Annotated in this window: 20 protein-coding genes and 1 tRNA gene; 17 read left to right on the forward strand and 4 right to left on the reverse strand. The window is 45.8% G+C overall.

What is annotated here, in order from left to right; genetic code table 11:
* Nucleotides 1–127: 127 nt before the first annotated feature.
* The 5 genes from GPK58_RS05580 (at nt 128) to GPK58_RS05600 (ending at nt 3,689) form a co-directional block, all read left to right on the forward strand.
* Nucleotides 128–784 (forward strand): hypothetical protein, encoded by a 657-nt coding sequence (locus GPK58_RS05580; protein ID WP_092072007.1) that lies wholly within the window; start codon nt 128–130, stop codon nt 782–784.
* A 112-nt stretch (nt 785–896) separates the two neighbouring features.
* Nucleotides 897–1,079, forward strand: a complete 183-nt coding sequence (locus tag GPK58_RS05585) for a hypothetical protein (protein WP_092072004.1) — start codon at nt 897–899, stop codon at nt 1,077–1,079.
* Between the two features lie 15 nt (nt 1,080–1,094).
* Nucleotides 1,095–1,343: a hypothetical protein gene (locus tag GPK58_RS05590; protein WP_092072001.1), complete on the forward strand. Its 249-nt coding sequence runs from the start codon at nt 1,095–1,097 to the stop codon at nt 1,341–1,343.
* Nucleotides 1,344–1,489: 146 nt separating this feature from the next.
* A complete protein-coding gene (locus tag GPK58_RS05595) occupies nt 1,490–2,314 on the forward strand; it encodes a S8 family peptidase (protein WP_015525272.1) in 825 nt (274 codons plus the stop codon).
* A 163-nt stretch (nt 2,315–2,477) separates the two neighbouring features.
* Nucleotides 2,478–3,689: an NADP-dependent isocitrate dehydrogenase gene (locus tag GPK58_RS05600; RefSeq protein ID WP_059085918.1), complete on the forward strand. Its 1,212-nt coding sequence runs from the start codon at nt 2,478–2,480 to the stop codon at nt 3,687–3,689.
* A 121-nt stretch (nt 3,690–3,810) separates the two neighbouring features.
* On the opposite strand, the gene GPK58_RS05605 is transcribed toward GPK58_RS05600, so the two are convergent.
* The gene (locus GPK58_RS05605) at nt 3,811–4,608 is read right to left on the reverse strand and encodes a sirohydrochlorin cobaltochelatase (RefSeq protein WP_021653025.1); all 798 of its coding nucleotides are present in this window, start codon (nt 4,606–4,608) and stop codon (nt 3,811–3,813) included.
* 201 nt (nt 4,609–4,809) lie between these two features.
* Here GPK58_RS05605 and hemA point away from each other — a divergent pair, with 201 nt between their 5' ends.
* The 7 genes from hemA to GPK58_RS05640 all read left to right on the forward strand — a co-directional run bounded on the left by hemA (nt 4,810) and on the right by GPK58_RS05640 (nt 12,439).
* The gene (gene hemA, locus GPK58_RS05610) at nt 4,810–6,039 is read left to right on the forward strand and encodes a glutamyl-tRNA reductase (protein ID WP_215638338.1); all 1,230 of its coding nucleotides are present in this window, start codon (nt 4,810–4,812) and stop codon (nt 6,037–6,039) included.
* Nucleotides 6,029–6,520 carry a precorrin-2 dehydrogenase/sirohydrochlorin ferrochelatase family protein gene (locus GPK58_RS05615; protein ID WP_015525267.1) on the forward strand — a complete coding sequence of 164 codons (492 nt, stop codon included), beginning with the start codon at nt 6,029–6,031 and terminating at the stop codon, nt 6,518–6,520. The genes hemA and GPK58_RS05615 overlap by 11 nt, the downstream gene beginning before the upstream one ends.
* Nucleotides 6,507–7,400, forward strand: a complete 894-nt coding sequence (gene hemC / locus GPK58_RS05620; RefSeq protein ID WP_022426910.1) for a hydroxymethylbilane synthase — start codon at nt 6,507–6,509, stop codon at nt 7,398–7,400. Before GPK58_RS05615 ends, hemC begins: the two co-directional genes overlap by 14 nt.
* Nucleotides 7,397–8,902, forward strand: a complete 1,506-nt coding sequence (cobA, locus tag GPK58_RS05625; protein WP_021653029.1) for a uroporphyrinogen-III C-methyltransferase — start codon at nt 7,397–7,399, stop codon at nt 8,900–8,902. The genes hemC and cobA overlap by 4 nt, the downstream gene beginning before the upstream one ends.
* A 2-nt stretch (nt 8,903–8,904) precedes the next feature.
* Nucleotides 8,905–9,888 (forward strand): porphobilinogen synthase, encoded by a 984-nt coding sequence (gene hemB / locus GPK58_RS05630; RefSeq protein ID WP_022426908.1) that lies wholly within the window; start codon nt 8,905–8,907, stop codon nt 9,886–9,888.
* On the forward strand, nt 9,888–11,168 hold the full coding sequence (gene hemL, locus GPK58_RS05635; RefSeq protein WP_015525262.1) for a glutamate-1-semialdehyde 2,1-aminomutase: 1,281 nt from the start codon (nt 9,888–9,890) through the stop codon (nt 11,166–11,168). Before hemB ends, hemL begins: the two co-directional genes overlap by 1 nt.
* Before the next feature lie 188 nt (nt 11,169–11,356).
* Nucleotides 11,357–12,439, forward strand: a complete 1,083-nt coding sequence (locus tag GPK58_RS05640; protein ID WP_215638339.1) for a lactonase family protein — start codon at nt 11,357–11,359, stop codon at nt 12,437–12,439.
* Between the two features lie 128 nt (nt 12,440–12,567).
* Here the strand turns inward: GPK58_RS05640 and aroC are convergent, their stop codons facing one another.
* Complete coding sequence (gene aroC / locus GPK58_RS05645; protein ID WP_022426905.1) at nt 12,568–13,662, reverse strand: chorismate synthase; 1,095 nt, start codon at nt 13,660–13,662, stop codon at nt 12,568–12,570.
* Nucleotides 13,663–13,888: 226 nt separating this feature from the next.
* Here aroC and GPK58_RS05650 point away from each other — a divergent pair, with 226 nt between their 5' ends.
* The 4 genes from GPK58_RS05650 to GPK58_RS05665 are packed head-to-tail and all read left to right on the forward strand — an operon-like array spanning nt 13,889 to nt 18,557.
* On the forward strand, nt 13,889–14,830 hold the full coding sequence (locus GPK58_RS05650; RefSeq protein ID WP_022426904.1) for a magnesium transporter CorA family protein: 942 nt from the start codon (nt 13,889–13,891) through the stop codon (nt 14,828–14,830).
* 30 nt (nt 14,831–14,860) lie between these two features.
* Nucleotides 14,861–15,751, forward strand: a complete 891-nt coding sequence (locus tag GPK58_RS05655; RefSeq protein ID WP_015525259.1) for a hypothetical protein — start codon at nt 14,861–14,863, stop codon at nt 15,749–15,751.
* Nucleotides 15,752–15,778: 27 nt separating this feature from the next.
* A complete protein-coding gene (gene pyk / locus GPK58_RS05660) occupies nt 15,779–17,215 on the forward strand; it encodes a pyruvate kinase (protein WP_114002556.1) in 1,437 nt (478 codons plus the stop codon).
* A gap of 52 nt (nt 17,216–17,267) precedes the next feature.
* Nucleotides 17,268–18,557, forward strand: coding sequence for a diaminopimelate decarboxylase (locus GPK58_RS05665; protein ID WP_059085911.1), 1,290 nt, complete (start codon nt 17,268–17,270; stop codon nt 18,555–18,557).
* Between the two features lie 126 nt (nt 18,558–18,683).
* On the opposite strand, the gene GPK58_RS05670 is transcribed toward GPK58_RS05665, so the two are convergent.
* Both GPK58_RS05670 and GPK58_RS05675 read right to left on the reverse strand, forming a co-directional pair.
* Complete coding sequence (locus GPK58_RS05670) at nt 18,684–20,060, reverse strand: MATE family efflux transporter (RefSeq protein ID WP_173740310.1); 1,377 nt, start codon at nt 20,058–20,060, stop codon at nt 18,684–18,686.
* Between the two features lie 77 nt (nt 20,061–20,137).
* Nucleotides 20,138–20,219, reverse strand: a tRNA-Leu gene (locus tag GPK58_RS05675).
* A gap of 221 nt (nt 20,220–20,440) precedes the next feature.
* On the opposite strand from GPK58_RS05675, the gene ftsH reads away from it, so the two are divergent.
* Entirely contained in the window at nt 20,441–22,306 is a 1,866-nt protein-coding gene (ftsH, locus tag GPK58_RS05680) for an ATP-dependent zinc metalloprotease FtsH (RefSeq protein WP_118369181.1), read from the forward strand.
* Nucleotides 22,307–22,470: the final 164 nt, after the last annotated feature.

The raw sequence follows: 22,470 nt of genomic DNA on the forward strand, positions 1-22,470 counted from the left end.
GAAAAACCTCCTTTATTTTTCAGATATGTTAAGTATTGGAGGAGATAATGTATTTTATACATTATATTGCAAGAAAATATAATTATCACCGGGTATGGAGATTTTTAAAACAGGAGGAAAAGAAACCATGAAAAAGAGAAGATTCGCACAGCTTGTTCTCATGATCACAATGCTGTTTTGCCTGACATTTGGCACAGTGTGTGCGCAGGCAGCAACAACAGCAACCACAACAACCGCAAAAGCAGCTGTTAAAAATGGCTGGAAAAAAGAGGGCGGACAATACTACTATTATGTGAAGGGAAAAAAAGTAAAGAATACATGGAAAACCGTGACTGTCGCTAATAAGACTACCGGCAAAAAAATGACATACAGATACTATTTTTCCAACACCGGAAAGGCTTATAAAGGTGGAACATTCTTCGGGGAGAACTATCTCCTTGTAAAAAAGATCGGCGGGAAATACTATGGATTTAACCGGTATGCACAGATGGTAAAAGGCGTTTATTATTCCGCATATGGACAGTCCAGAGCCGGATTTTATGCTTTTAATACAAAAACTGGTGTATACGATGCTAGAACATCTTCAAGAATAAGGAAAGCATTTGTAAGAGAAAAGAGTTCTGCAGCACTGCGGAAAGTCCTTGGCAGACCTCTTCGTACCAGAAAGACAGATGGCTGTTATGGTGACGGACAGGAATATCTGTTGGAATACACAAGATTCTGGGTCAATACATACAAAGACAAAAAAGGGAAGGAAATTGTACTGGACGTGATCAGCAAATAAGGTTCCTGCCGGTGCCAGAGCAGTTCAGTGCGAGATCCAGGGAAATCTGGAAAAGATCACAGGCTGTATTGAAGAAAAATATCTGGATACAGACAGCAGGATTTATATAAGATTGAACCATGATAAGATTTATGAAGCATTTCCGATGGATGTTTCCACAGAAGATGGAAAAACGGACAGCAGCGGTTTTTGCTTATATCTGGACTGTTCACTTCTTGCAGCAGACGGAAATCAGATCGAAATTCTTACAGGCAACAAAGATTCAGCCCGTATAATAGGCGGACTGACGCTATAAAGGAGGACATAAGAAATGAGAAAAATAACAGTACAGGTGCTTTTAGGGGCAGCATTGATCGCAGCGATGTGTCTGGGGGCACCGACAGCTGCTTTTGTAGGCGAGATAACGACAAAGGAGGAAACCGCAGAGCTTCAGGATGCAAAAGAGGATGACAGCAAAAAGAAAGACTCCAAGGATGCGGCAGGTCAGGATCTAGTGATCACCATAATGGACAATCAGATCCAGAAAACAGTTAATTTTCGTACAGGAAGAGGAAACTAAATAAAATATACAGCAAAGATCCCGGGGATTCAGATGTAAGATCCCGGGGTCTTTTTATATAAAACGAGTAGCGGGAAAGATGTCCGCAGAATAAGCTAAAGAAAGGTCAGCTGTCCGACGGGAGAGCTTTGGAAAGGTATAAAAGGATGTATACAGGAAAAGGGATAGGCGTGGCGGTTCTGGACACCGGTATTTTTCCTCATATAGATTTTGGCAGCCGTATTTCCGTGTTTCGTGATTTTACAGGAGTCAGACGCAGCCCATATGATGATAACGGACATGGGACTCATGTCAGCGGGATCCTTGCAGGGGACGGAACTGCATCAGGTGGAAAATATAAAGGGGCTGCACCTGGCTGCAGTATCGCTGCTCTGAAGGTTCTGGATCGTTTCGGGAACGGAAGCAGGGAGGATGTGATGCGGGCATTTCGGTGGATCATGGAGTTTGGAAGCATTTATCATATCCGTATCGTTAATATTTCAGTGGGAACAACATCCCGGGATCATAAGGAACAGACAGATCTTCTTGAAGGAGTGGAAAAACTTTGGGATTTGGGATTTGTGGTGGTAGCTGCAGCAGGAAATCAGGGACCGGGGGCCGGCACGGTAACAGCACCGGGAAGCAGCCGGAAGATCATTACCGTAGGCTCCAGTGATATGCTGAATGGCAGAAAGGCAGTTTCCGGAAGAGGCCCTACTTTTGACTGTGTGTGCAAACCGGATCTGGTAGCGCCGGGAAGCCAGGTCATTGCCTGTGCACCGGGACTGCCGTACTCATATGGGCTCAAAAGCGGAACCTCCATGTCGACGCCTCTGGTGTCAGGAGGGATCGCCTGCCTTCTGGAAAAAGATCCCCGGCTTTCTAATGTGGAGGTAAAGATGTTGTTAAGAGAAAATGCAGAAGATATGGGACTTCCCAGAAATCAGCAGGGATGGGGAAAATTTAACTGTGAAAAACTGTTGGCAGGCTGAATTATTATACAATTCTTATAAACATAGTGTGGTAAAGCACAAAAGCGTTGACGGAACCGGAAAATATGAGTACAATGTACAGTAAAAGTGCTGAAGAAAGATTCTAAAGGAAAGAGCACCTGGAATCCGAACAGGAGAATAAACCTCAAAAGGAGAAAATAATATGGAAAAAATCAAAATGCAGACACCTTTAGTTGAGATGGACGGAGACGAGATGACACGTATCCTGTGGCAGATCATCAAGGATGAACTTCTCACACCGTATCTGGAACTGAATACAGAATATTATGATCTTGGTCTTGAGCACAGAAATGAGACAGATGATCAGGTTACCATTGATGCAGCAGAAGCAACCAAGAAATACGGAGTAGCCGTAAAATGTGCCACGATCACGCCAAACGCAGCCAGAATGGAAGAGTATGACCTGAAAAAAATGTACAAGAGTCCAAACGGAACGATCCGTGCCATTCTTGATGGAACTGTATTCCGTGCGCCGATCGTTGTAAAGGGAATCGAGCCATGTGTAAAGAATTGGGTGAAACCGATCACACTTGCACGTCATGCATATGGAGATATCTATAAGAATACAGAATTTTATATTGACAAGCCGGGAGATGCATATCTTGTATTTGAGGGCGAAGACGGAGAAGAGCGTAAGGAGCTGATCCAGCATTTTGATGGAGCAGGTGTTCTCCGTGGCATGCATAATCTTGATGATTCCGTAAAGAGCTTTGCGAGAAGCTGCTTTAATTATGCACTGGACACAAAGCAGGATGTATGGTTCGGAAGCAAGGATACCATTTCCAAAACATACGATGGAAGATTTAAAGAGATTTTCCAGCAGATCTTTGATGCAGAGTTTAAGGATAAATTTGAGGAAGCCGGCCTGACCTATTTCTACAGTCTGATCGATGATATCGTAGCCCGTGTTATGAAGGCAGATGGCGGTTTTATCTGGGCATGCAAGAACTATGACGGAGATGTTATGAGCGACATGGTATCTTCCGCATTTGGCTCTCTTGCCATGATGACCTCTGTACTGGTATCCCCGAAGGGATATTTTGAGTATGAGGCTGCCCATGGAACAGTTCAGAGACACTATTATCGTCATCTTGAGGGAAAAGAAACATCCACAAACTCCGTTGCAACGATCTTTGCATGGACAGGAGCTCTCCGCAAGAGAGGCGAGCTGGACGGAAATGAAGCACTTGCTGATTTTGCAGGAAAACTGGAAAAAGCAACACTGGATACCATTGAAAGCGGAAAGATGACCAAGGATCTTGCACTGATCACTTCCCTGAAAGAGGTACAGGTATTGAACAGCAAAGAGTTTATCCTTGCTGTAAAGACAAAACTGGATGAACTGATGGCATAAATAACAGGAATTTCAGAATTTCAAGTAATTTCATAAAAAATAAAAAACTGCACCGGAAGATCCAGGGATGGATCACGGTGCATTTTTTTATGAGGGATATATATGGATCATCTGATCTCTGTCAGACCGAAACGTTCATGGCTTGCTGTACATGTTCCACAAGGATCTGCCGGACCTGGGGATATTCTCCAAGTCCCTTCAGTACAGGGGTGACTTCATATCCTTCGGAAGAAAGACGGTTCATCCAGGAGTCCGGATCTGCACCGGCCAGATCGTTCTGTGCATGGTCGCCGGCTACGATCATGAAAGGCGCTAGCACGATCTTTTTCGGATGAAAGCTGTCGGCAGCCCGGAGAAGGGAGTCCAGGGCCGGATAGGCTTCTACAGTTCCAAGAAAAATATTTTTATGTCCGGTATCTTTAAAACGGTAATCCAAAGCAGCATAAACCGTGTTTGCGTAGTGTTCTGTTCCATGTCCCATCAGTACAAGTGCAGTGTCCGGATCCATGTCCCGGAATTCATCTGCAACTACCCGGACGATCGCCTGGTTATCTTCTTCTGTTGTGAGAAGAGGATTTCCGAAAACAATACTGGAAAAACGGTCACGAAAAGAAAGCGCATCGGCTTTCATCTGATCATTTTCGATACCGTTGATCACATGAGTCGGCTGTACGATCACATCGGTGATACCATCCAGAAGCATCTGTTCCAGAGCTTCCTTTACCGTGTGGATCGTAAGACCGTCCCGCTTTTTCAGTTTGGCAATGATCATTTTGCTTGTCCATGCACGGTAGGTGGGACAGGCCGGGAATGCATCGGCAATATCGTGCTCGATTGCCTCGATGGTAAGCTTACGGGTGTTTTCATAGCTTGTGCCGAAACTTACTACTAGGATCGCTTTTTTTGAAGCTGAGTTCATACGGGGATTTCCTCCATCCTGATAATTATGGTGATTATGATAAATTCTTTATATTTCTCCGCTGGAATATAAAGATGATCCGCAATTTCTACCATAAGATATTATAAAAGGGAGGGCTGACATTGTCAATCGTAGTTGACTTTCCTTACGGAAATGTTTATCATTATAAAAGATTGTGGAAACAAAGGAGAAATGTAGGACATGAGTATATTCATGCTTGGAATCGATCATAATATGGCACCTGTAGATGTCAGAGCGCAGTTTGCTTTTACCCGTAAAAATACCGGAGAGGCGCTGCGCAGGCTGAAAGAAGAAGCTGGGATCTGCGGGTGTATTATTCTGTCGACCTGTAACCGGCTGGAACTGTGGGTAAGTACTGCAGATGAGGAGAAGCCGGACCTGTATCAGTGGCTCTGCTCGTTGAAAGGTGTGCAGGGAGAACAATACCAGAAGTATTTTACCAGCAGAGAAAACGAAGAGGCGGTGGAGCACCTTTTTTATCTTACCAGCGGACTGAAATCCCAGATCCTGGGGGAAGATCAGATCCTGACCCAGGTAAAAGAGGCGTTGAGTATGTCAAGGGATGAGTTTACCACAGACAGTGTTCTGGAGGTGCTTTTCCGTATGGCGGTAACTGCAGGCAAGAAGATCAAAACGGAAGTGCCGTTTTCTCATGGAAATCCTTCTGTGATCCATCAGGCCATCCGTTTTCTGGAAGAGGGCGGTTATCATGTTCGCAATAAAGTCTGTATGGTGATCGGAAACGGTGAGATGGGGAAGATGGCTGCCCAGACACTGCGTGAAGCAGGAGCGGATGTGACGGTTACGATCCGTCAGTACAGAAGTGGTGTTGTGAGCATTCCTGTTGGATGCAGCAGGATCAATTATGGTGAGAGAATGGATTATCTGCCGGAGTGTGACCTGGTGGTCAGCGCAACAGCAAGCCCCAATTATACACTGACGGAAGAATTGTTTGAGGATGTACGTGTGGAACGACCTATGATCCTTATCGATCTGGCAGTTCCAAGAGATATTGATCCGGAGATCCGAAAAAAAGATAACATCACACTTTATGATATGGACAGCTTCCGAACCGGCGAGACACCGAAGGAACTTGCAGATAACCTGGAAGCAGCAGGAGCCATTGTGAAGGCCCAGATGAACGAATTTTTCCAGTGGCTGGAAGGTCGTGATATCATCCCGCGCATCCAGGAGATCAAAGCGGATGCTGTGGAAGATCTGAACCTGAGGATCGAAAAAATCTTCCGGAAAACTCCTATGGAGGATTCAGACAGAGAAAACCTGAAAAAAGCAGTGGATACTGCAGCCGGAAAGGTTGTGAACAAGCTGATCTTCGGGCTTCGGGACAGTCTGAACCAGGATGCTTTTCTGGAATGTGTGGAAGGACTGGAGAAACTTTATGAAGAATAAACCTTATTTCCCCATGTTTATAGACCTGTCCGATAAAAATATCGTTGTGGCAGGTGGTGGTAATATTGCTACCAGAAGAATAAAGACTCTTCTGAAATTTACAAGAAATATCACGGTAGTGGCTACAAAAGTGACCCAGGAGCTTATGGATCTTGGGAAAGCAGGAACCGTGACTCTGTATATCCGTCCCGTGAAACGTTCTGATTTTGCCAACGCATATATGGTGATCGCAGCCACCAATGACTGGAAGCTGAATGATGAGATCCACCGTGTCTGTAAGGAGGAGGGCATTTATGTTAATGTAGCCTCCGACCGGGAAGCCTGTGATTTTTATTTCCCGGGCGTATATATGCGGGATGAAATGGTAGTTGGAGTTACAGCCAGCGGACTGGATCACAAAAAAGCAAAGCGTGTAAGGGAAGAGATCCAGAATGCGCTGGAAAAAGTATTGGGAGAGCAGGATGAAGATGAAGAGAGATAAGATCGTGATCGGCAGCAGAGAGAGTAAGCTTGCAGTGCTGCAGAGCGAAATGGTCCGTGACTACATAAAAGAAAAAAATCCGGATCTGGAAGTGGAAATCCTCACTATGAAAACTACCGGGGATATCATTCTGGACCGTACACTGGATAAGGTTGGCGGAAAAGGGCTTTTTGTAAAGGAGCTGGATAAAGCACTGATAGATGGAAGAAGTATTCTTTCTGTACACAGCCTGAAAGATATGCCTATGGAGGTTCCGGAGGAGCTGCCGCTTCTGGCTTTTTCCAAAAGAGAAGATCCGAGAGACGTACTGGTTCTTCCTGAGGGAGCTTCTGAACTTGATAAAAGCAAGCCCCTTGGATGCTCCAGCTTAAGGAGAACCTTACAGCTTAAAAAACTGTATCCGGATATGGATGTCAGAAGTATCCGCGGAAATCTTCAGACAAGACTCCGGAAGCTGGATGAAGGACAGTACAGTGCATTGATCCTGGCTGCTGCCGGCCTTAAGAGACTTGGACTGGAATCCAGGATCAACCGGTATTTTACAGCAGATGAGATCATTCCGGCTGCTGGTCAGGGAATCCTTGCTGTACAGGGAAGAAAAGGGGAAGCTTATGATTTCCTGGAGGGCTACTGTGATAAGGATGCCTGGACCGCGGGAAGTGCGGAGCGTGCTTTTGTAAAGCTCCTGGATGGAGGGTGCTCTTCTCCGGTGGCTGCCCATGCGGAAATTCTCGGGGATGAGATCTATCTCAGAGGGCTTTATTATAATGAAAAAGACGGTTCCTATGTAACAGGAACACTGCGTGGCAATAAGGCAGATGCGGAAAGCTTAGGCAGGGAACTGGCAGAAACTCTTCGGAAAAAAGGAGAAAACAGATGAAAACAGGAAAAGTATGGCTGGTAGGAGCGGGTCCTGGCGATATCGGCCTTTTTACATTAAAAGGCCTCAAAGTGCTGGAACAGGCAGATGTGGTCGTCTATGACAGTCTGGTAGGTCAGGGAGTTCTGTCAAGAATCCCGGAAAATGCCAGGCTGATCAATGTAGGCAAACGTGCCAGTCACCATATCATGCGTCAGGAAAATATCAATCAGGTACTTCTTGAGGAGGCACAGCGGGGTCTTCGTGTGGTGCGCCTGAAAGGCGGAGATCCATTCCTCTTTGGAAGAGGAGGAGAGGAGCTGGAGCTTCTTCGGGAGAATGGGATCCCTTATGAGGTTGTTCCGGGTGTTACTTCCTCCATTGCAGTACCGGCATATAACGGGGTTCCGGTAACACACAGAGATTTCTGTTCTTCAGTCCACATCATTACAGGACATAAGAGGGCCGGAGAAGAATATGATATAGACTTCCGGGCACTTGTTGATACAAAGGGAACGCTTGTATTTCTGATGGGCGTGTCCGCACTTCCGGATATCTGCGAGGGTCTGATAGGTGCAGGAATGGAAAAGGACATGCCTGCGGCGATCCTGCAGAAGGGAACTACAGCAGGTCAGAAACGGATCGTAGCAACAGTTTCTACCCTGGAAGAAGAGGTGAAACGCCAGGGGATCGAGACACCGGCGATCATTGTGGTGGGTAAGGTATGTACACTGGCAGAGAAGTTTGGCTGGTATGAAGAACTGCCGCTTTCAGGATGGAAGGTCCTTGTCACAAGACCGAAGGAGCTTGTTTCCAGAACTGCGGACATGCTTCGTGAAAAAGGCGCGGAGGTTCTGGAGCTTCCGGCGATCCGTACTGTCCCCATGGAAGACCAGAGCCGTCTCTATAAAGCGCTGGATCACCTGGAGGAATATCAGTGGCTTGTATTTACCAGCCCTACAGGTGTAAAGGTATTTTTTGAAGAACTGATCCGCCATGGAAAAGATATCCGTGCCATGGGAAATGCCCGTCTGGCCGTGATCGGGGAAGGAACAAAAAAGGCCCTGAAGGAAAGAGGTCTGCTGGCAGATTTTGTGCCGTCGGTATATGACGGGGATACTCTTGGAAAGGAACTTTCAGAGCTTCTTTCCGGTGGAGAAAAGATACTTATCCCGCGGGCAGAAAAGGGTAATGAAAAGCTCACCGCATTTCTTGCACAGGCAGGCGCTGTGGTCGAGGATGTTCCGACTTATCAGACTCTTTACGAAAAGAGCCAGCTCATCGATGAGAAGAAGGAATTTGAAACAGGACAGATCAGCTGTGCGGTGTTTACAAGTGCCTCCACTGTGAAGGGATTTGTAGAGGGAACAAAAGGACTGGATTATTCAAAGGTTAAGGCGGCCTGCATCGGCAGACAGACGAAGGCGGCTGCTGAGAGCTTTGGAATGAAAGCATATATGTCAGAAAAAGCCACCATTGACAGTCTTGTCAAGCTGGTGGAGGATATGAAAAGGAGCGAATGATCATGGAACTGACAAAAAGACCAAGAAGATTAAGAGGTAGCGAAAACCTTCGTAAGATGGTACGTGAGACAAGAATGGATAAATCTTCTCTTATGTATCCTATGTTCGTAATGGAAGGAGAAAATAAGGAAGAAGAAATTCCGTCCATGACCGGGCAGTACCGTTACAGCCTGGACCGTCTTCCGTATAAACTGGAACAGCTTTCCAAAGCCGGTGTAGGCAGTGTGATGTTTTTTGGTATTCCTGACCATAAGGATGAAGTGGGCAGCGGTGCCTATGATCCGGAGGGGATCGTTCAGAGAGCTCTTCGCATTGCAAAAGAGAAATTTCCGGAGCTTTATTATGTAACAGATGTATGTATGTGTGAGTACACTTCCCATGGCCATTGCGGCGTTCTCTGCGGTCATGATGTGGACAATGACAAGACGCTGGAGCTTCTTGCAAAAACAGCACTTTCCCACGTGGAGGCAGGTGCAGATATGGTTGCTCCGTCTGATATGATGGATGGTCGTGTTGCAGCGATCCGTCAGTGTCTGGACAAGGCCGGACATTATACAACACCGATCATGTCCTATGCAGTAAAATATGCTTCTGCATTTTATGGCCCGTTCCGTGAGGCAGCAGATTCTGCTCCGTCTTTTGGGGACAGAAAAAGCTACCAGATGGATCCTCACAACAGCAGAGAAGGGCTGAAAGAGGCACTTGCAGATGTGGAAGAGGGTGCAGATATCATCATGGTAAAACCGGCTCTTGCATACCAGGACATGATCTGGCAGGTAAAGGAGATCACAAACGTTCCGGTTGCCGCATACAGTGTCAGTGGTGAGTATGCAATGGTAAAAGCAGCAGCTGCAAACGGCTGGATCGACGAAGAAAGGATCGTGGGTGAGATGGCTACAGGAGCATTCCGTTCCGGTGCGCAGATCTATCTTACCTATTATGCGGAGCTTCTGGCAAGACTTATGGATGAAGGGAGGATCGGCTGATGACAAGATCAGAACAGTTATTTGAGCGTGCGGTAAAAAGAATCCCGGGAGGCGTAAACAGCCCGGTAAGATCTTACGGAGCCATCGGTGAGGCACCTCGTTTTATTGAAAAAGCAGATAAATGCTACATCTATGATGTAGATGGAAACCGTTATGTGGATTACATTGATTCCTGGGGCCCGATGATCCTGGGACATAATTTCCCGGAGATCCGCGAGAGTGTGATCAAGGCCTGCGAAAATGGCCTGAGCTTTGGCTGTGCTACAGGAATCGAAGTAGAGATCGCAGAATTTATCTGTGAACATATTCCACATGTAGATATGATCCGTATGGTAAACTCAGGAACAGAAGCTGTTATGAGTGCCATCCGTGCAGCAAGAGGTTTTACCGGAAAAGACAAGATCATCAAATTTGCAGGTTGCTATCACGGACACAGTGACTGCCTTCTGGTAAGTGCCGGCTCCGGTGTCATGGCAAGTGGTATTCCGGACAGCGCCGGTGTTCCGAAGGGCTGTACACAGGATACCATGACGGCTACCTACAATGATGCCGCCAGTGTGGAAGCACTTCTCAAACAGGAAGAGGGAAATGTGGCAGCCGTGATCGTGGAGGCAGTAGGAGCAAACATGGGTGTGGTTCCTCCGAAACCAGGTTTCTTAAAGCGGCTTCGTGAGCTTTGCGATGAGCACAATTGTCTGCTGATCTTTGATGAAGTGATCACAGGCTTCCGACTTGCCTTTGGCGGAGCAGCAGAGTATTTTGGTATCCGTCCGGATCTTGTCACCTACGGGAAAATAATCGGCGCAGGAATGCCGGTAGGCGCTTATGGCGGACGTAAGGAGATCATGGATCTGATCTCACCGTGTGGTCCTGTATACCAGGCAGGTACCTTAAGCGGAAACCCGGTTGCCATGGCTGCAGGTTTCACACAGCTGAAATATCTCTATGAGCATCAGGAAATCTATAAAGATCTGGCTGCCAAAGGTGAGAAGCTTTACGGCGGCTTGAAGAAGATCGTGGAGGAAAAAGGTCTTCCATATCAGGTAAACTATGATTCTTCTCTGGCAAGTATTTTCTTTACAGACCAGGAGGTAAAAGACTATGTTTCTGCAAAAACATCCAACCTGGAGCTTTTTGCAAAATATTTCAAGGGAATGCTGAAACGAGGCATTCATCTTGCACCTTCCCAGTTTGAGGCGATGTTCCTTTCCACAGCGCATACAGATGAAGTAATTGATGAAACTCTGGAAGCAATGAGAGGCGCTTTGGGAGATCTGTAAAGAGGCGTAATGGATGCGCAGGAGCCGATCCATTTGCGTGGATCATGTGTGAACGCCATAGTGAACGGCAGCTTTGCATAAAAAATTGCACAAAAGATAACAGGATGGTAACTTGTTCTTGCAGAAGCTTTGTGATAAAATAAACACAAAAATACGTAACCAATGTAAAAAGCAGGAGGCCAGAACTTATGGGAAAAAAGAAGTACGTGGCTTACGTGGGAACATATACCCATGGAACCAGTAAGGGAATTCAGGTATACGATGTAGATGTAGAAAAAGGAACACTCACAGAACGAAGCGAAGTGGAAGTTAGCAATGCTTCTCATCTGGCAGTATCAAAAAACGGTAAATATCTGTATTCCATTGAGGATGAGGGTGTAGCTGTATTTGAAAGAGACAAGAACGGTGATCTTACCCGCCTCAACAGTGTGGATATCAACGGAATGCGAGGCTGCTATCTTGCAACAGATGTGGACGGAAGATATCTTTATGTGGCAGGGTACCATGATGGTAAGGTAACGGTTGTACATACACATAAAGACGGCCGTCTGGGAAGTGTTATGGACGGCGTTTTCCACAAGGGACTTGGAAGCGTGGCAGAGCGTAACTTCCGTCCGCATGTTAATTGTGTACGTCCGACACCGGATAATAAGTATCTCTGTGCGGTAGATAATGGTATCGATCAGGTTAAGATCTATCGTATCAATAAGAAGAAAGACAAACTGGAGCTGGTTGACATTCTTCGCTGCCCGAGAGAGAGCGGCCCTCGTATCATCCGTTTCAGTGATGACGGAAGATTTGCATATCTTCTTTTTGAGCTCAGCAATGAGGTGAAGGTATACAGCTATGACGGAAGCGGTAAGAATCCGGAGTTTCAGCTGCTTCAGAGCATTACCACTCTTGGAAAAGAGGATTCCAATGATGCGCTCCATAACGCAGCTTCCGGTATGTCTCTTTCTGCGGACGGTAAATATCTTTTCTGTACAACAGCAGGGGAAAATACTGTGACTATGTATGTAGTAGACCAGGAAACAGGCCTTCTGACCAAGAAATTTACACTTCCGATCAGTGGTGATTACCCGAAGGATCTTATGATCTTCCCGGATAACAAGCATATTGCTGTTGCCAATCATGCCAGCAACAGTATTACCGTTTTCACTGTGGATTATGAAAAGAATATCATCATGATGAATGAAAAACCAAGAAAGATCGAGACACCGAACTGTATCCATATCTGGCAGGTACCGGATACATGGGAGCAGTTGGATTAAGAACAGGATTGATCAAAGTAAGTCTTGCACAGGCAGACAAAAACAGGCTCAGGGACGAGTAGGAACTTTCCCTGAGTCTGTTTTTTTGTGCATTTATATTTTTTTATCTGACAGGTCAAAATGTGAAATTACCGCTGATAAAATTCGTGGATACGATCCATCCGTGCACTCATATTGTTAAAAAGTGCATCTGTAATGGTAAGTGCTGCCATAGCTTCCACAACGACTACTGCACGCGGTACGATCACCGGATCATGCCGGCCCTTGATCTCAAGCTCCAGGTTTTCTCCGGTGTTGGTCACAGTAGACTGAGACTGACTGATGGAAGGAGTAGGTTTGATATGTGCACGGAGAATGATATCGCTGCCGTCACTCATACCGCCCATAATACCACCTGCGTGGTTGGAAGTTTTGGAAATAATGCCGTCTTTTTGTACAAAACCGTCGTTGTCTTCGGAACCGGTAAGACGTGTCACGTTGATGCCGTCACCGATCTCAACAGCTTTTACAGCACCAATGGACATGATCGCATGAGCGAGGGTAGCATCCAGCTTGTCAAAAACCGTATCGCCCAGACCGGCAGGAACGTTTTTGATGCGGCATTCGATCACACCGCCGGCACTGTCCTGACTGTTCAGACATTGTTCGAGATAGGCAGATGCCTTTGCGGCTGCGTCGGCATCTGGCATGCAGAGTGCATTATTTCGGATCTCTTCTTCTGAGAAGGACCGGATCTCTACAGGACCGATGGATCTTGCGTAGGTAGTAAATGTAATGCCAAGTTCGTTTAACAGCTTGATGGCAATGGCACCGGCTGCCACACGTCCGGCGGTTTCTCTTCCGGAGGAGCGTCCACCTCCACGGTAATCACGGAATCCGTATTTCTGGTCAAAGGTAAAGTCTGCGTGACCGGGACGATAGGAGTATGCGATATTTCCGTAATCTCTGGAACGCTGATCTGTATTGCGGATCAGAAGAGAAATTGGAGTACCGGTAGTCTTTCCTTCAAAAACTCCGGAAAGGATTTCCACCAGATCTCCTTCCTTACGGGCAGTTGTATAACGGCTCTGACCGGGCTTTCTCCGGTCAAGAAAAACCTGGATATCTTCTTCGCAGAGAGAAAGACCTGCGGGACAGCCGTCGAGAACGGCACCGATAGCCTTGCCGTGAGATTCTCCCCAGGTGGTAACCACGAATTTTTTTCCGAATGATGACTGACTCATTTGTATAACTTCCTTTCGTTGGAATTCTGGAATCATTATATAGGAAGCCGGAAAAAATGTAAAGAACGTGGAAGGCAGAATGAATTTTTATGTAAAGATCATGTGAAATTATTTAAAAGCTCTTTTAAAAAGAAAAGGTATGAATTGACAAAGCTATTTTGACTATTTATAATAAAAAAGAATTTTGCCCTGGCAAAAGAAAAGCAAGAGAAGGGAAGTGGGAATCGTGGTAAGGATTTACAAGACAATAGACGGAGCCATCCACCAGATACAGGAACCGGAGGAAGGCTGCTGGATTGCGCTGACGAATCCGACGGCAACAGAGATTTTTGAATTTTCCGAGAAGTTTGATATAGAGGTTGACGATTTACGATCCCCTTTGGATGAGGAAGAACGGTCACGTATCGAAGTTGAGGATAATTATACACTGATCCTGGTTGATGTTCCTATGATCGAGGAACGTAATGACAAGGACTGGTATGGGACAATACCGCTTGGCATCATTGTGACGGGGTCTATGATCTTTACCATCTGTCTGGAGGACACACCGGTTCTTACCAGATTTATGGAGGGAAGAGTCCGGAGCTTTTTTACCTATATGAAGACCCGTTTTATCTTTCAGATCCTTTACAGAAATGCGAGCATGTACCTGCGTTATCTGCGTATCATTGACAAAAAAAGTGAGCAGGTGGAAGAAAAACTGCATCTTTCCACAAGAAATGAAGAGCTGATCGAGCTTCTGGAGCTGCAGAAATCCCTGACTTATTTTATCACATCACTCCGGTCCAATGAGGTTGTGCTGGAGAAGCTTCTGAAGATAGACAGCATCAAGAAATATCCGGAGGACACCGATCTTCTGGAGGATGTCATCACTGAGAATAAGCAGGCGATCGAAATGGCCAATGTGTACAGCGGTATCCTGAACGGAACTATGGATGCTTTTGCATCGATCATCTCCAATAATATGAATATCGTTATGAAGGTACTGGCAATCATTACTATTGTCATGAGTATTCCGACTATTGTGTTCAGTGCTTACGGAATGAATGTGGCTGGTTCCGGTATGCCCTTATCAAGGAGTCCATTGGGATTTCTGATCATTATCCTGATTTCTGTGGCAATCAGTGTTGTGGCAGCGATCATTCTTTCCAAGAAGCGATTTTTCTGATTTTCAAAAGTTTTCTGAAAGGAGATTTTAATGAAATTTATTGACAAACTGGAACGTAAATTCGGAAGATTCGGGGTTCCGAATCTGACTGTTTACATCATCGGATGTTATGTGTTGGGGTATTTTCTGGCTATGTTTGCTCCGGGAGTTTTGAACATGCTGAGTCTTGATATGTCCATGGTCATGAAGGGACAGATCTGGAGACTGGTGACATGGGTGATCTATCCGCCGTCCAGTGTGGGAGGAACTGGCAATCTTGTGATGTTCCTTCTCGCAATCTTTTTTTTCTATTATCCGATCGGTACTTCACTGGAACATACCTGGGGAACTTTTCGGTACACATTGTATATTTTTTCAGGTGTTTTGTTTACTGTGATCGCAGCAGTGCTTTTACATGTATTTACAGGTGGTTATGTGGTTATGAACGGGATCGCCTATTCTCTTGGCGGAAATATTTTTACCACATATTATATCAGTCTTTCTATTTTCCTTGCCTATGCAGTCACATATCCGGATCTTCAGCTGCTTCTTATGTTTGTGATCCCGATCAGGATGAAATGGATGGCCTTTGTATACGGACTGTTCATTGCGTGGGATATCGTATCTTATCTTCGAGTCGGGCTTTGGGTAGGTGTAGTACCGATCGTAGCATCACTTTTAAATTTTGTGATCTTTTATTTCAGTACCCGTGATATGAACCGATACAATCCGAAGGAGATCCACAGGAGGCAGCAGTTTAAGAAGGCTGTGGCTCCTTCCAGAACAGGGTCCGGTCCGGATGGGATCGCCAAGCATAAATGTGCGATCTGCGGACGTACCGAAAAGGATGACCCAAACCTGGAGTTTCGTTTCTGCTCAAAGTGCAACGGAAATTATGAATATTGTCAGGATCATTTATTTACACATAAACACGTACAGTAAAACGCACAAACGAAGGAGAACATTATTATGAAAAAAACTAAGATTATCTGTACACTTGGACCTGCCAGTAATAACAGGGAAACTCTGAAGGCTCTTATGGAGAATGGAATGGATATTGCCAGATTCAACTTTTCTCACGGAGACCACGAGGAGCAGAAGGGCCGTGTGGATATGATCAAGGAGCTTCGTGAGGAGCTTGATATGCCTATTGCCATGCTTCTTGACACAAAGGGACCGGAGATCCGTACCAGACTTTTAAAGGACGGACAGAAGGTTAAGCTGGAAGCGGGAAAACAGTTTGTACTTGGAATTGGCGATTTTGAAGGCGACAGCACAAAGGTTGCTATCACATATGAGACACTTTACAAGGATGTAAAACCGGGAAACAGGATCCTCATTGATGATGGTCTGATCGAGTTGGAGGTTAAGGCGATCAAGGAAACCGATATTGTCTGTGATATCTTAAACGGTGGTGAGCTGGGAGAGAAGAAGGGTGTAAATGTTCCCTATGTAAAAGTAAATCTTCCGGGAATCACAGAGCAGGATAAGAAGGACATTATCTTTGGTATCGAGCAGAAATTTGATTTCATCGCGGCATCTTTTGTCCGTTCCGCAGAGGTGATCCGTGAGATCCGTAAGCTTCTGAATGATAATGGTGGAAAGGATATCGGTATTATCGCGAAGATCGAGAATGCAGAGGGTGTTGAGAATATTGATTCCATCATTGAAGCATCTGACGGTATCATGGTTGCCAGAGGAGATCTCGGTGTGGAAATTCCTGCAAGCCAGGTACCTCACATCCAGAAGGAAATCATCCGTAAGTGTAACGAACATTATACACCGGTTATCACAGCAACACAGATGCTTGATTCCATGATCCGTAATCCGCGTCCTACACGTGCAGAGGTAGCTGATGTTGCCAATGCGATCTACGACGGAACCGATGCGATCATGCTTTCCGGAGAGACAGCAGCTGGTAAATATCCGGTTGATGCTCTTAAGATGATGGCAGATATCGCAGAGATGACAGAGCCGCATCTGGATTATAAAGTGTTTATTGAACATCGTTCCATGGATGGAAGAGAGAAGATCTCCAGTGCAGTGGCACTTGCAACGGTGCGTACTGCAAAGAACCTGAAGGCGAACGCTATCGTAACACCGACAATGAGTGGAAATACAGCCAGACTGATCTCCAATTTCCGCCCGAAGGTTCCAATCTATGCGATTACACCAAACTCAACCATCCAGCATAAACTTCAGCTGATTTGGGGTGTAACACCTCTGAAAGGATATCAGAGAGATACCACGGACCATATCATGTCTCAGGCCATGAATGTTGTCCGCAGCCGTCATCTGATACATAAAGGAGACCTTGTTGTATTTACAGCAGGAGACCCTGCGACCAACATGACAAACGGTCGTGGTGCAGTGACAAATATGATGCACGTGATTGAGGCAGAATAAGACTGAGTTTTCTTCGGGAACAGCAGTCGGAAAAACAGGAGATGCAGTTATTATGAAAAAAGAACCATTTGTGACACTTGAGAAACTTAACGAAATTACTGAAAAGTTTCCGACACCCTTCCATCTCTATGATGAGAAGGGGATCCGTGAGAATGCAAAAGCCCTGAAAGAGGCCTTTGCATGGAACAAAGGATTCAAGGAATTTTTTGCGGTAAAGGCAACACCGAATCCATATCTGATCAATATTCTGCAGGAGTATGGCTGTGGCTGCGACTGCTCCTCAGAAACAGAGCTTATGATGGCCAAGGCAGTAGGCTGCAAAAAGGGCGATATCATGTTTTCTTCCAATGACACACCGGAGAAAGAGTTCAGATATGCAGATGAGATCGGTGGGATCATCAACCTTGATGACATCACACATATTGAGAGCGTAGAGAAAGCTCTCGGAAAAATCCCGGAAGTGATCAGCTGCCGTTACAATCCAGGTGGAGTATTTAAGATCAGTAACGGTATCATGGATAATCCCGGAGATGCAAAATACGGAATGACTACCGAGCAGATCTTTGACGCATTCCGTATCCTGAAATCCAAAGGTGCCAAAGAGTTCGGAATCCATGCATTCCTTGCAAGCAACACAGTGACCAATGATTATTATCCAATGCTTGCAAAGGTTATGTTTGAGCTTGCCGTGAAGCTTCAGAAGGAGACAGGTGCACACATTAAATTCATCAACCTTTCCGGTGGTATCGGAATTCCTTATAAACCGGATCAGGAGCCAAATGATATCCGTGTGATCGGTGAGGGTGTCCGCAAGGTTTATGAAGAAGTACTTGTTCCGGAAGGAATGGGTGATGTTGCGATCTATACAGAGCTTGGCCGTTTCATGATGGGACCGTATGGCTGCCTTGTCACAAAAGCAATCCATGAGAAGCATACACATAAAGAGTATATCGGCGTAGATGCCTGTGCAGTAAATCTGATGCGTCCGGCTATGTATGGTGCTTATCATCACATTACGGTTATGGGTAAGGAGAACGAGCCGTGCGATCATAAATATGATGTGACAGGTTCCCTCTGTGAGAATAATGATAAATTTGCCATTGACCGTATGCTTCCGAAAATCGATAAGGGAGATCTTCTTGTGATCCATGATACAGGTGCTCATGGTTTTGCAATGGGTTATAACTACAATGGTAAACTGAAATCTGCAGAGATCCTTCTTCATGAGGACGGCAGCTTTGAGATGATCCGTCGTGCCGAGACACCGAGAGATTATTTTGCAACCTTTGACTGCTTCCCTGTTTTTGAGAAACTTCTTCAGGATGAAGACGAACTGAAATAAAATAGCGGAAATATATAAAAACAGCCCTCTATGCATCTTGGTAATGATGCATAGAGGGCTGTTTTATGTTTAAGTATCTGGTAGGCATAAGATCGCGAGCAGGGCGGAAGGTGGTCAAATGCAGGGTTACAGCTTCCGGCTGCCGGAGATTTCTGCCAGGGCTTTTCTAAACTCAAAGAAAAACAGGATGGCAGTAAATGTAACGGCCAAGATATCCGCAACCGGCTCGGCCATATAAACTGCATTTGTCCGGTCAGCACGGAAAATATTGGGCAGGATATAGATCAGCGGGATGACCAGAATAAATTTCCGGACAATAGCCACAATGATGGAATCTTTGGCTCTGCCAAGGGAGATAAAGGTCATCTGGCAGGCAATCTGGATACCAAAGATAAACACAACTGCCATATAGATCCGGAGCGCTGTTTTTGTGAAAGCAAGTAATGTACTGTCCGAAGTAAACATTCCGGCAAAGATCTGCGGGAAGATCATAATGATCAGCCACAGGATCACGGAATAAGAAACACTTGTTTTTATAAGAAGCTTAAATGTAGAACGTACACGTTTTTCGTTACGTGCACCATAGTTGTAGCTGATGATAGGCTGTGCACCCTGACCAAGTCCCTGAAGAGGAAGCATGGCAAACTGCATGACGCTGGTAAGGATAGTCATGGCTCCTACTGCAACATCCCCGCCGTATTTTAAGAGTGAGGAGTTGTAGCAGACAGAGATAACGCTTTCACTGAGCTGCATGACAAAGAGAGAAGAGCCAAGAGCCATACAGGGCAGAATGATATCGGCTTTCAGTTTCATGGTGCTTTTCCGAAGCTTCAGGAAGGTCTTTTTTCCAAAGAGGAAGGAGAGGACCCAGATGCAGGAAAATGCCTGGGAGATCACTGTTGCCAGAGCAGCGCCCCGGACACCCATGTGGAATCCGAAAATAAAAACCGGATCCAGAATAATGTTGGAGATCGCACCGATCAGTACAGAGAGCATTCCGGTTTTTGCGAATCCCTGGGCTGTGATGAAATTATTCATGCCAAGAGTCAGCTGTACAAAGATAGTTCCTACTGCATAGATATTCATGTAACCCACCGCATAGTCGATGGTGTTTGCACTGGCGCCGAATGCAAGGAGAAGGCTGCGGTTTCCGAGAAACAGGATAACAGTCAGGATCAGGGAGATGATGATCTGCATGGTGAAGCAGTTTCCGAGAGTCTGTTCGGCTTTCGACGTGTCATTTTTACCCATAAAGATGCTGGCTCTGGGAGCGCCTCCGTTTCCGACAAGAGCAGCGAAGGCAGATACGACCATAATAAGCGGCATACATACACCTACACCGGTAAGGGCAAGAGCACCCTCTCCGGGAATATGACCAATATAGATACGATCGACGATATTGTAGAGCATATTGATGAGCTGTGCGGCAACGGTAGGAAGTGCAAGCTGCAGAAGAAGCTTTCCGACGGACTCGGTTCCTAAAAAGTTTTTGTCTTTTTCCATTTTTTTATTCCTTTCGTGTTTTTGGGTAGTATATAATAAAGACCTGACAGATTTCTCCGTCAGGTCTTTTATGCGAATGCCGCTGGCCGGACTCGAACCGGCACGGATTGCTCCGCTTGATTTTGAGTCAAGTGCGTCTGCCAATTCCGCCACAGCGGCATAACCATTTATTATAATAGCACAGTATCAGGTGGCTTGCAAGGATTTTTTCAGAATAAAGATATTATTTGGAAAGATTTTCAATTCTAAAAAGTTTATGAAATCGGATGAGGCATCCTTGAAATTGACTGAAAAAAGTGGTAGAGTGTACTACAAGGCTGTACCACCTGATATAGCACTGTGGATATAGCAATATACTATAAGATAACGGAGGAGACTGCATGAATCTGAATTCAAAAAAACCAGAGAAGCGGCCGCTGTATGTATATTACATTATTGCGGTCGTAATTATTGTTCTGCTGAATGTTTTTGCTCTTCCTGCTCTTTCTGAGAGAAGTGTAAAAGAGACCGATTACACCACCTTCCTGAAAGCTGTAGACAGAGGAAAAGTATATGAAGCAACCCTTAATTCCGATTACATTTATTATACTATGAAAGTGGATGGAAATGATGTCTATTGTAAGACGGTGTCTGTAGAGGATCAGGATCTTGTATCCCATCTTTACGATGCGGGTGTAAGTATAGAGGGTACTGCACCGCAGAGACAGTCCCTGCTTTTATCTCTGATCCTGGGATATGTACTCCCGATCGCAATCTTTATTCTCCTGGGACGTTGGCTCAGCAAGAAGATGATGAGTTCCATGGGAAACGGAGGACCGGGAGGAATGATGTCCTTTGGCAAAAGCAATGCCAAGGTTTATGTGAAATCCTCTACGGGAATCAAATTTTCAGATGTTGCCGGTGAGGATGAAGCCAAGGAGCTTTTGACGGAAATTGTAGATTTCCTTCATAATCCGGAGAAATACAGAGAGATCGGTGCTTCCATGCCGAAGGGTGCCCTTCTTGTAGGCCCTCCCGGAACCGGTAAAACTCTTCTTGCCAAGGCAGTTGCCGGTGAGGCGGAGGTTCCGTTTTTCTCAATTTCCGGTTCGGAATTTGTAGAGATGTTTGTGGGTATGGGTGCTGCCAAGGTCCGTGATCTTTTTAAACAGGCCAATGAGAAGGCACCATGTATCGTATTTATTGATGAGATCGATACCATCGGCAAGAAACGTGACGGCTCCGGAATGGGCGGCGGAAACGATGAGCGTGAGCAGACACTGAACCAGCTTTTGACAGAGATGGACGGTTTTGACGGTTCCAAGGGTGTTGTGATCCTGGCAGCTACCAACCGACCGGATTCCCTTGACCCTGCACTTCTTCGTCCGGGACGTTTTGACAGAAGGATCCCGGTTGAGCTTCCGGATCTTCAGGGGCGTGAGGAAATCCTGAAGGTTCATGCCAAGAAGATCAAAATTGCGGATACAGTCCGGTTTGATGAAATTGCCAAGGCGGCAGTCGGTGCCTCCGGTGCGGAGCTTGCCAATATTGTCAACGAGGCAGCTCTCCGTGCAGTCCGCGACGGACGGAAATTTGCCACACAGGCGGATTTTGAAGAAAGCATCGAAGTTGTTATTGCCGGATATCAGAAAAAGAACCGTGTACTTTCCAATAAGGAAAAGCTGATCGTTTCCTATCATGAGGTTGGTCATGCACTGGTTGCTGCCAAGCAGACAGATTCTGCACCGGTCCATAAGATCACGATCATTCCACGTACCTCCGGTGCACTGGGATATACCATGCAGGTAGATGAGCAGGAACATTTCCTGATGACTAAGGAAGAACTGGAGAATAAGATCGCTACATTTACAGGCGGCCGTGCAGCGGAAGAGCTGATCTTCCATTCCATTACTACCGGTGCCTCCAATGATATTGAGCAGGCGACTAAGATTGCCAGAGCGATGATCAGCAGGTATGGTATGAGTGATGATTTTGACATGGTTGCCATGGAAAATGTAAGCAATCAGTATCTTGGCGGAGATGCAAGTCTAACCTGTTCCTTTGAGACGCAGACGCTTTTGGATAAGAAGGTTGTGGAGCTTGTAAGACGGGAGCATGAAAAGGCTACGAAGATCCTGACAGATAACATCGGAAAGCTCCATGAGATTGCCAAGTATCTGTATGAGCATGAGACGATCACCGGTGAGGAGTTTATGAAGATCTTGAATGAAGCGCCGGTGGAGATTGAGAATACACAGGAAAATTAAATATGTTGGCGGGAGGGACGCCGAAGGGAATACTTCTGTAAGGTCTTCGGCTTCCGTTGGGCGTTAGTTCTAAGGCCCTGAAAATCTGCTAAAACCATTAAAAAAAGTTCGGAACTCGCGGCTTGTTGCCGCTCAGACAGCCGAACTTTTTTTTATAACGCAGA

The organism is Blautia sp. MCC270 (genome assembly GCF_018785605.1).
Lineage (GTDB): Bacteria > Bacillota > Clostridia > Lachnospirales > Lachnospiraceae > Blautia_A > Blautia_A fusiformis.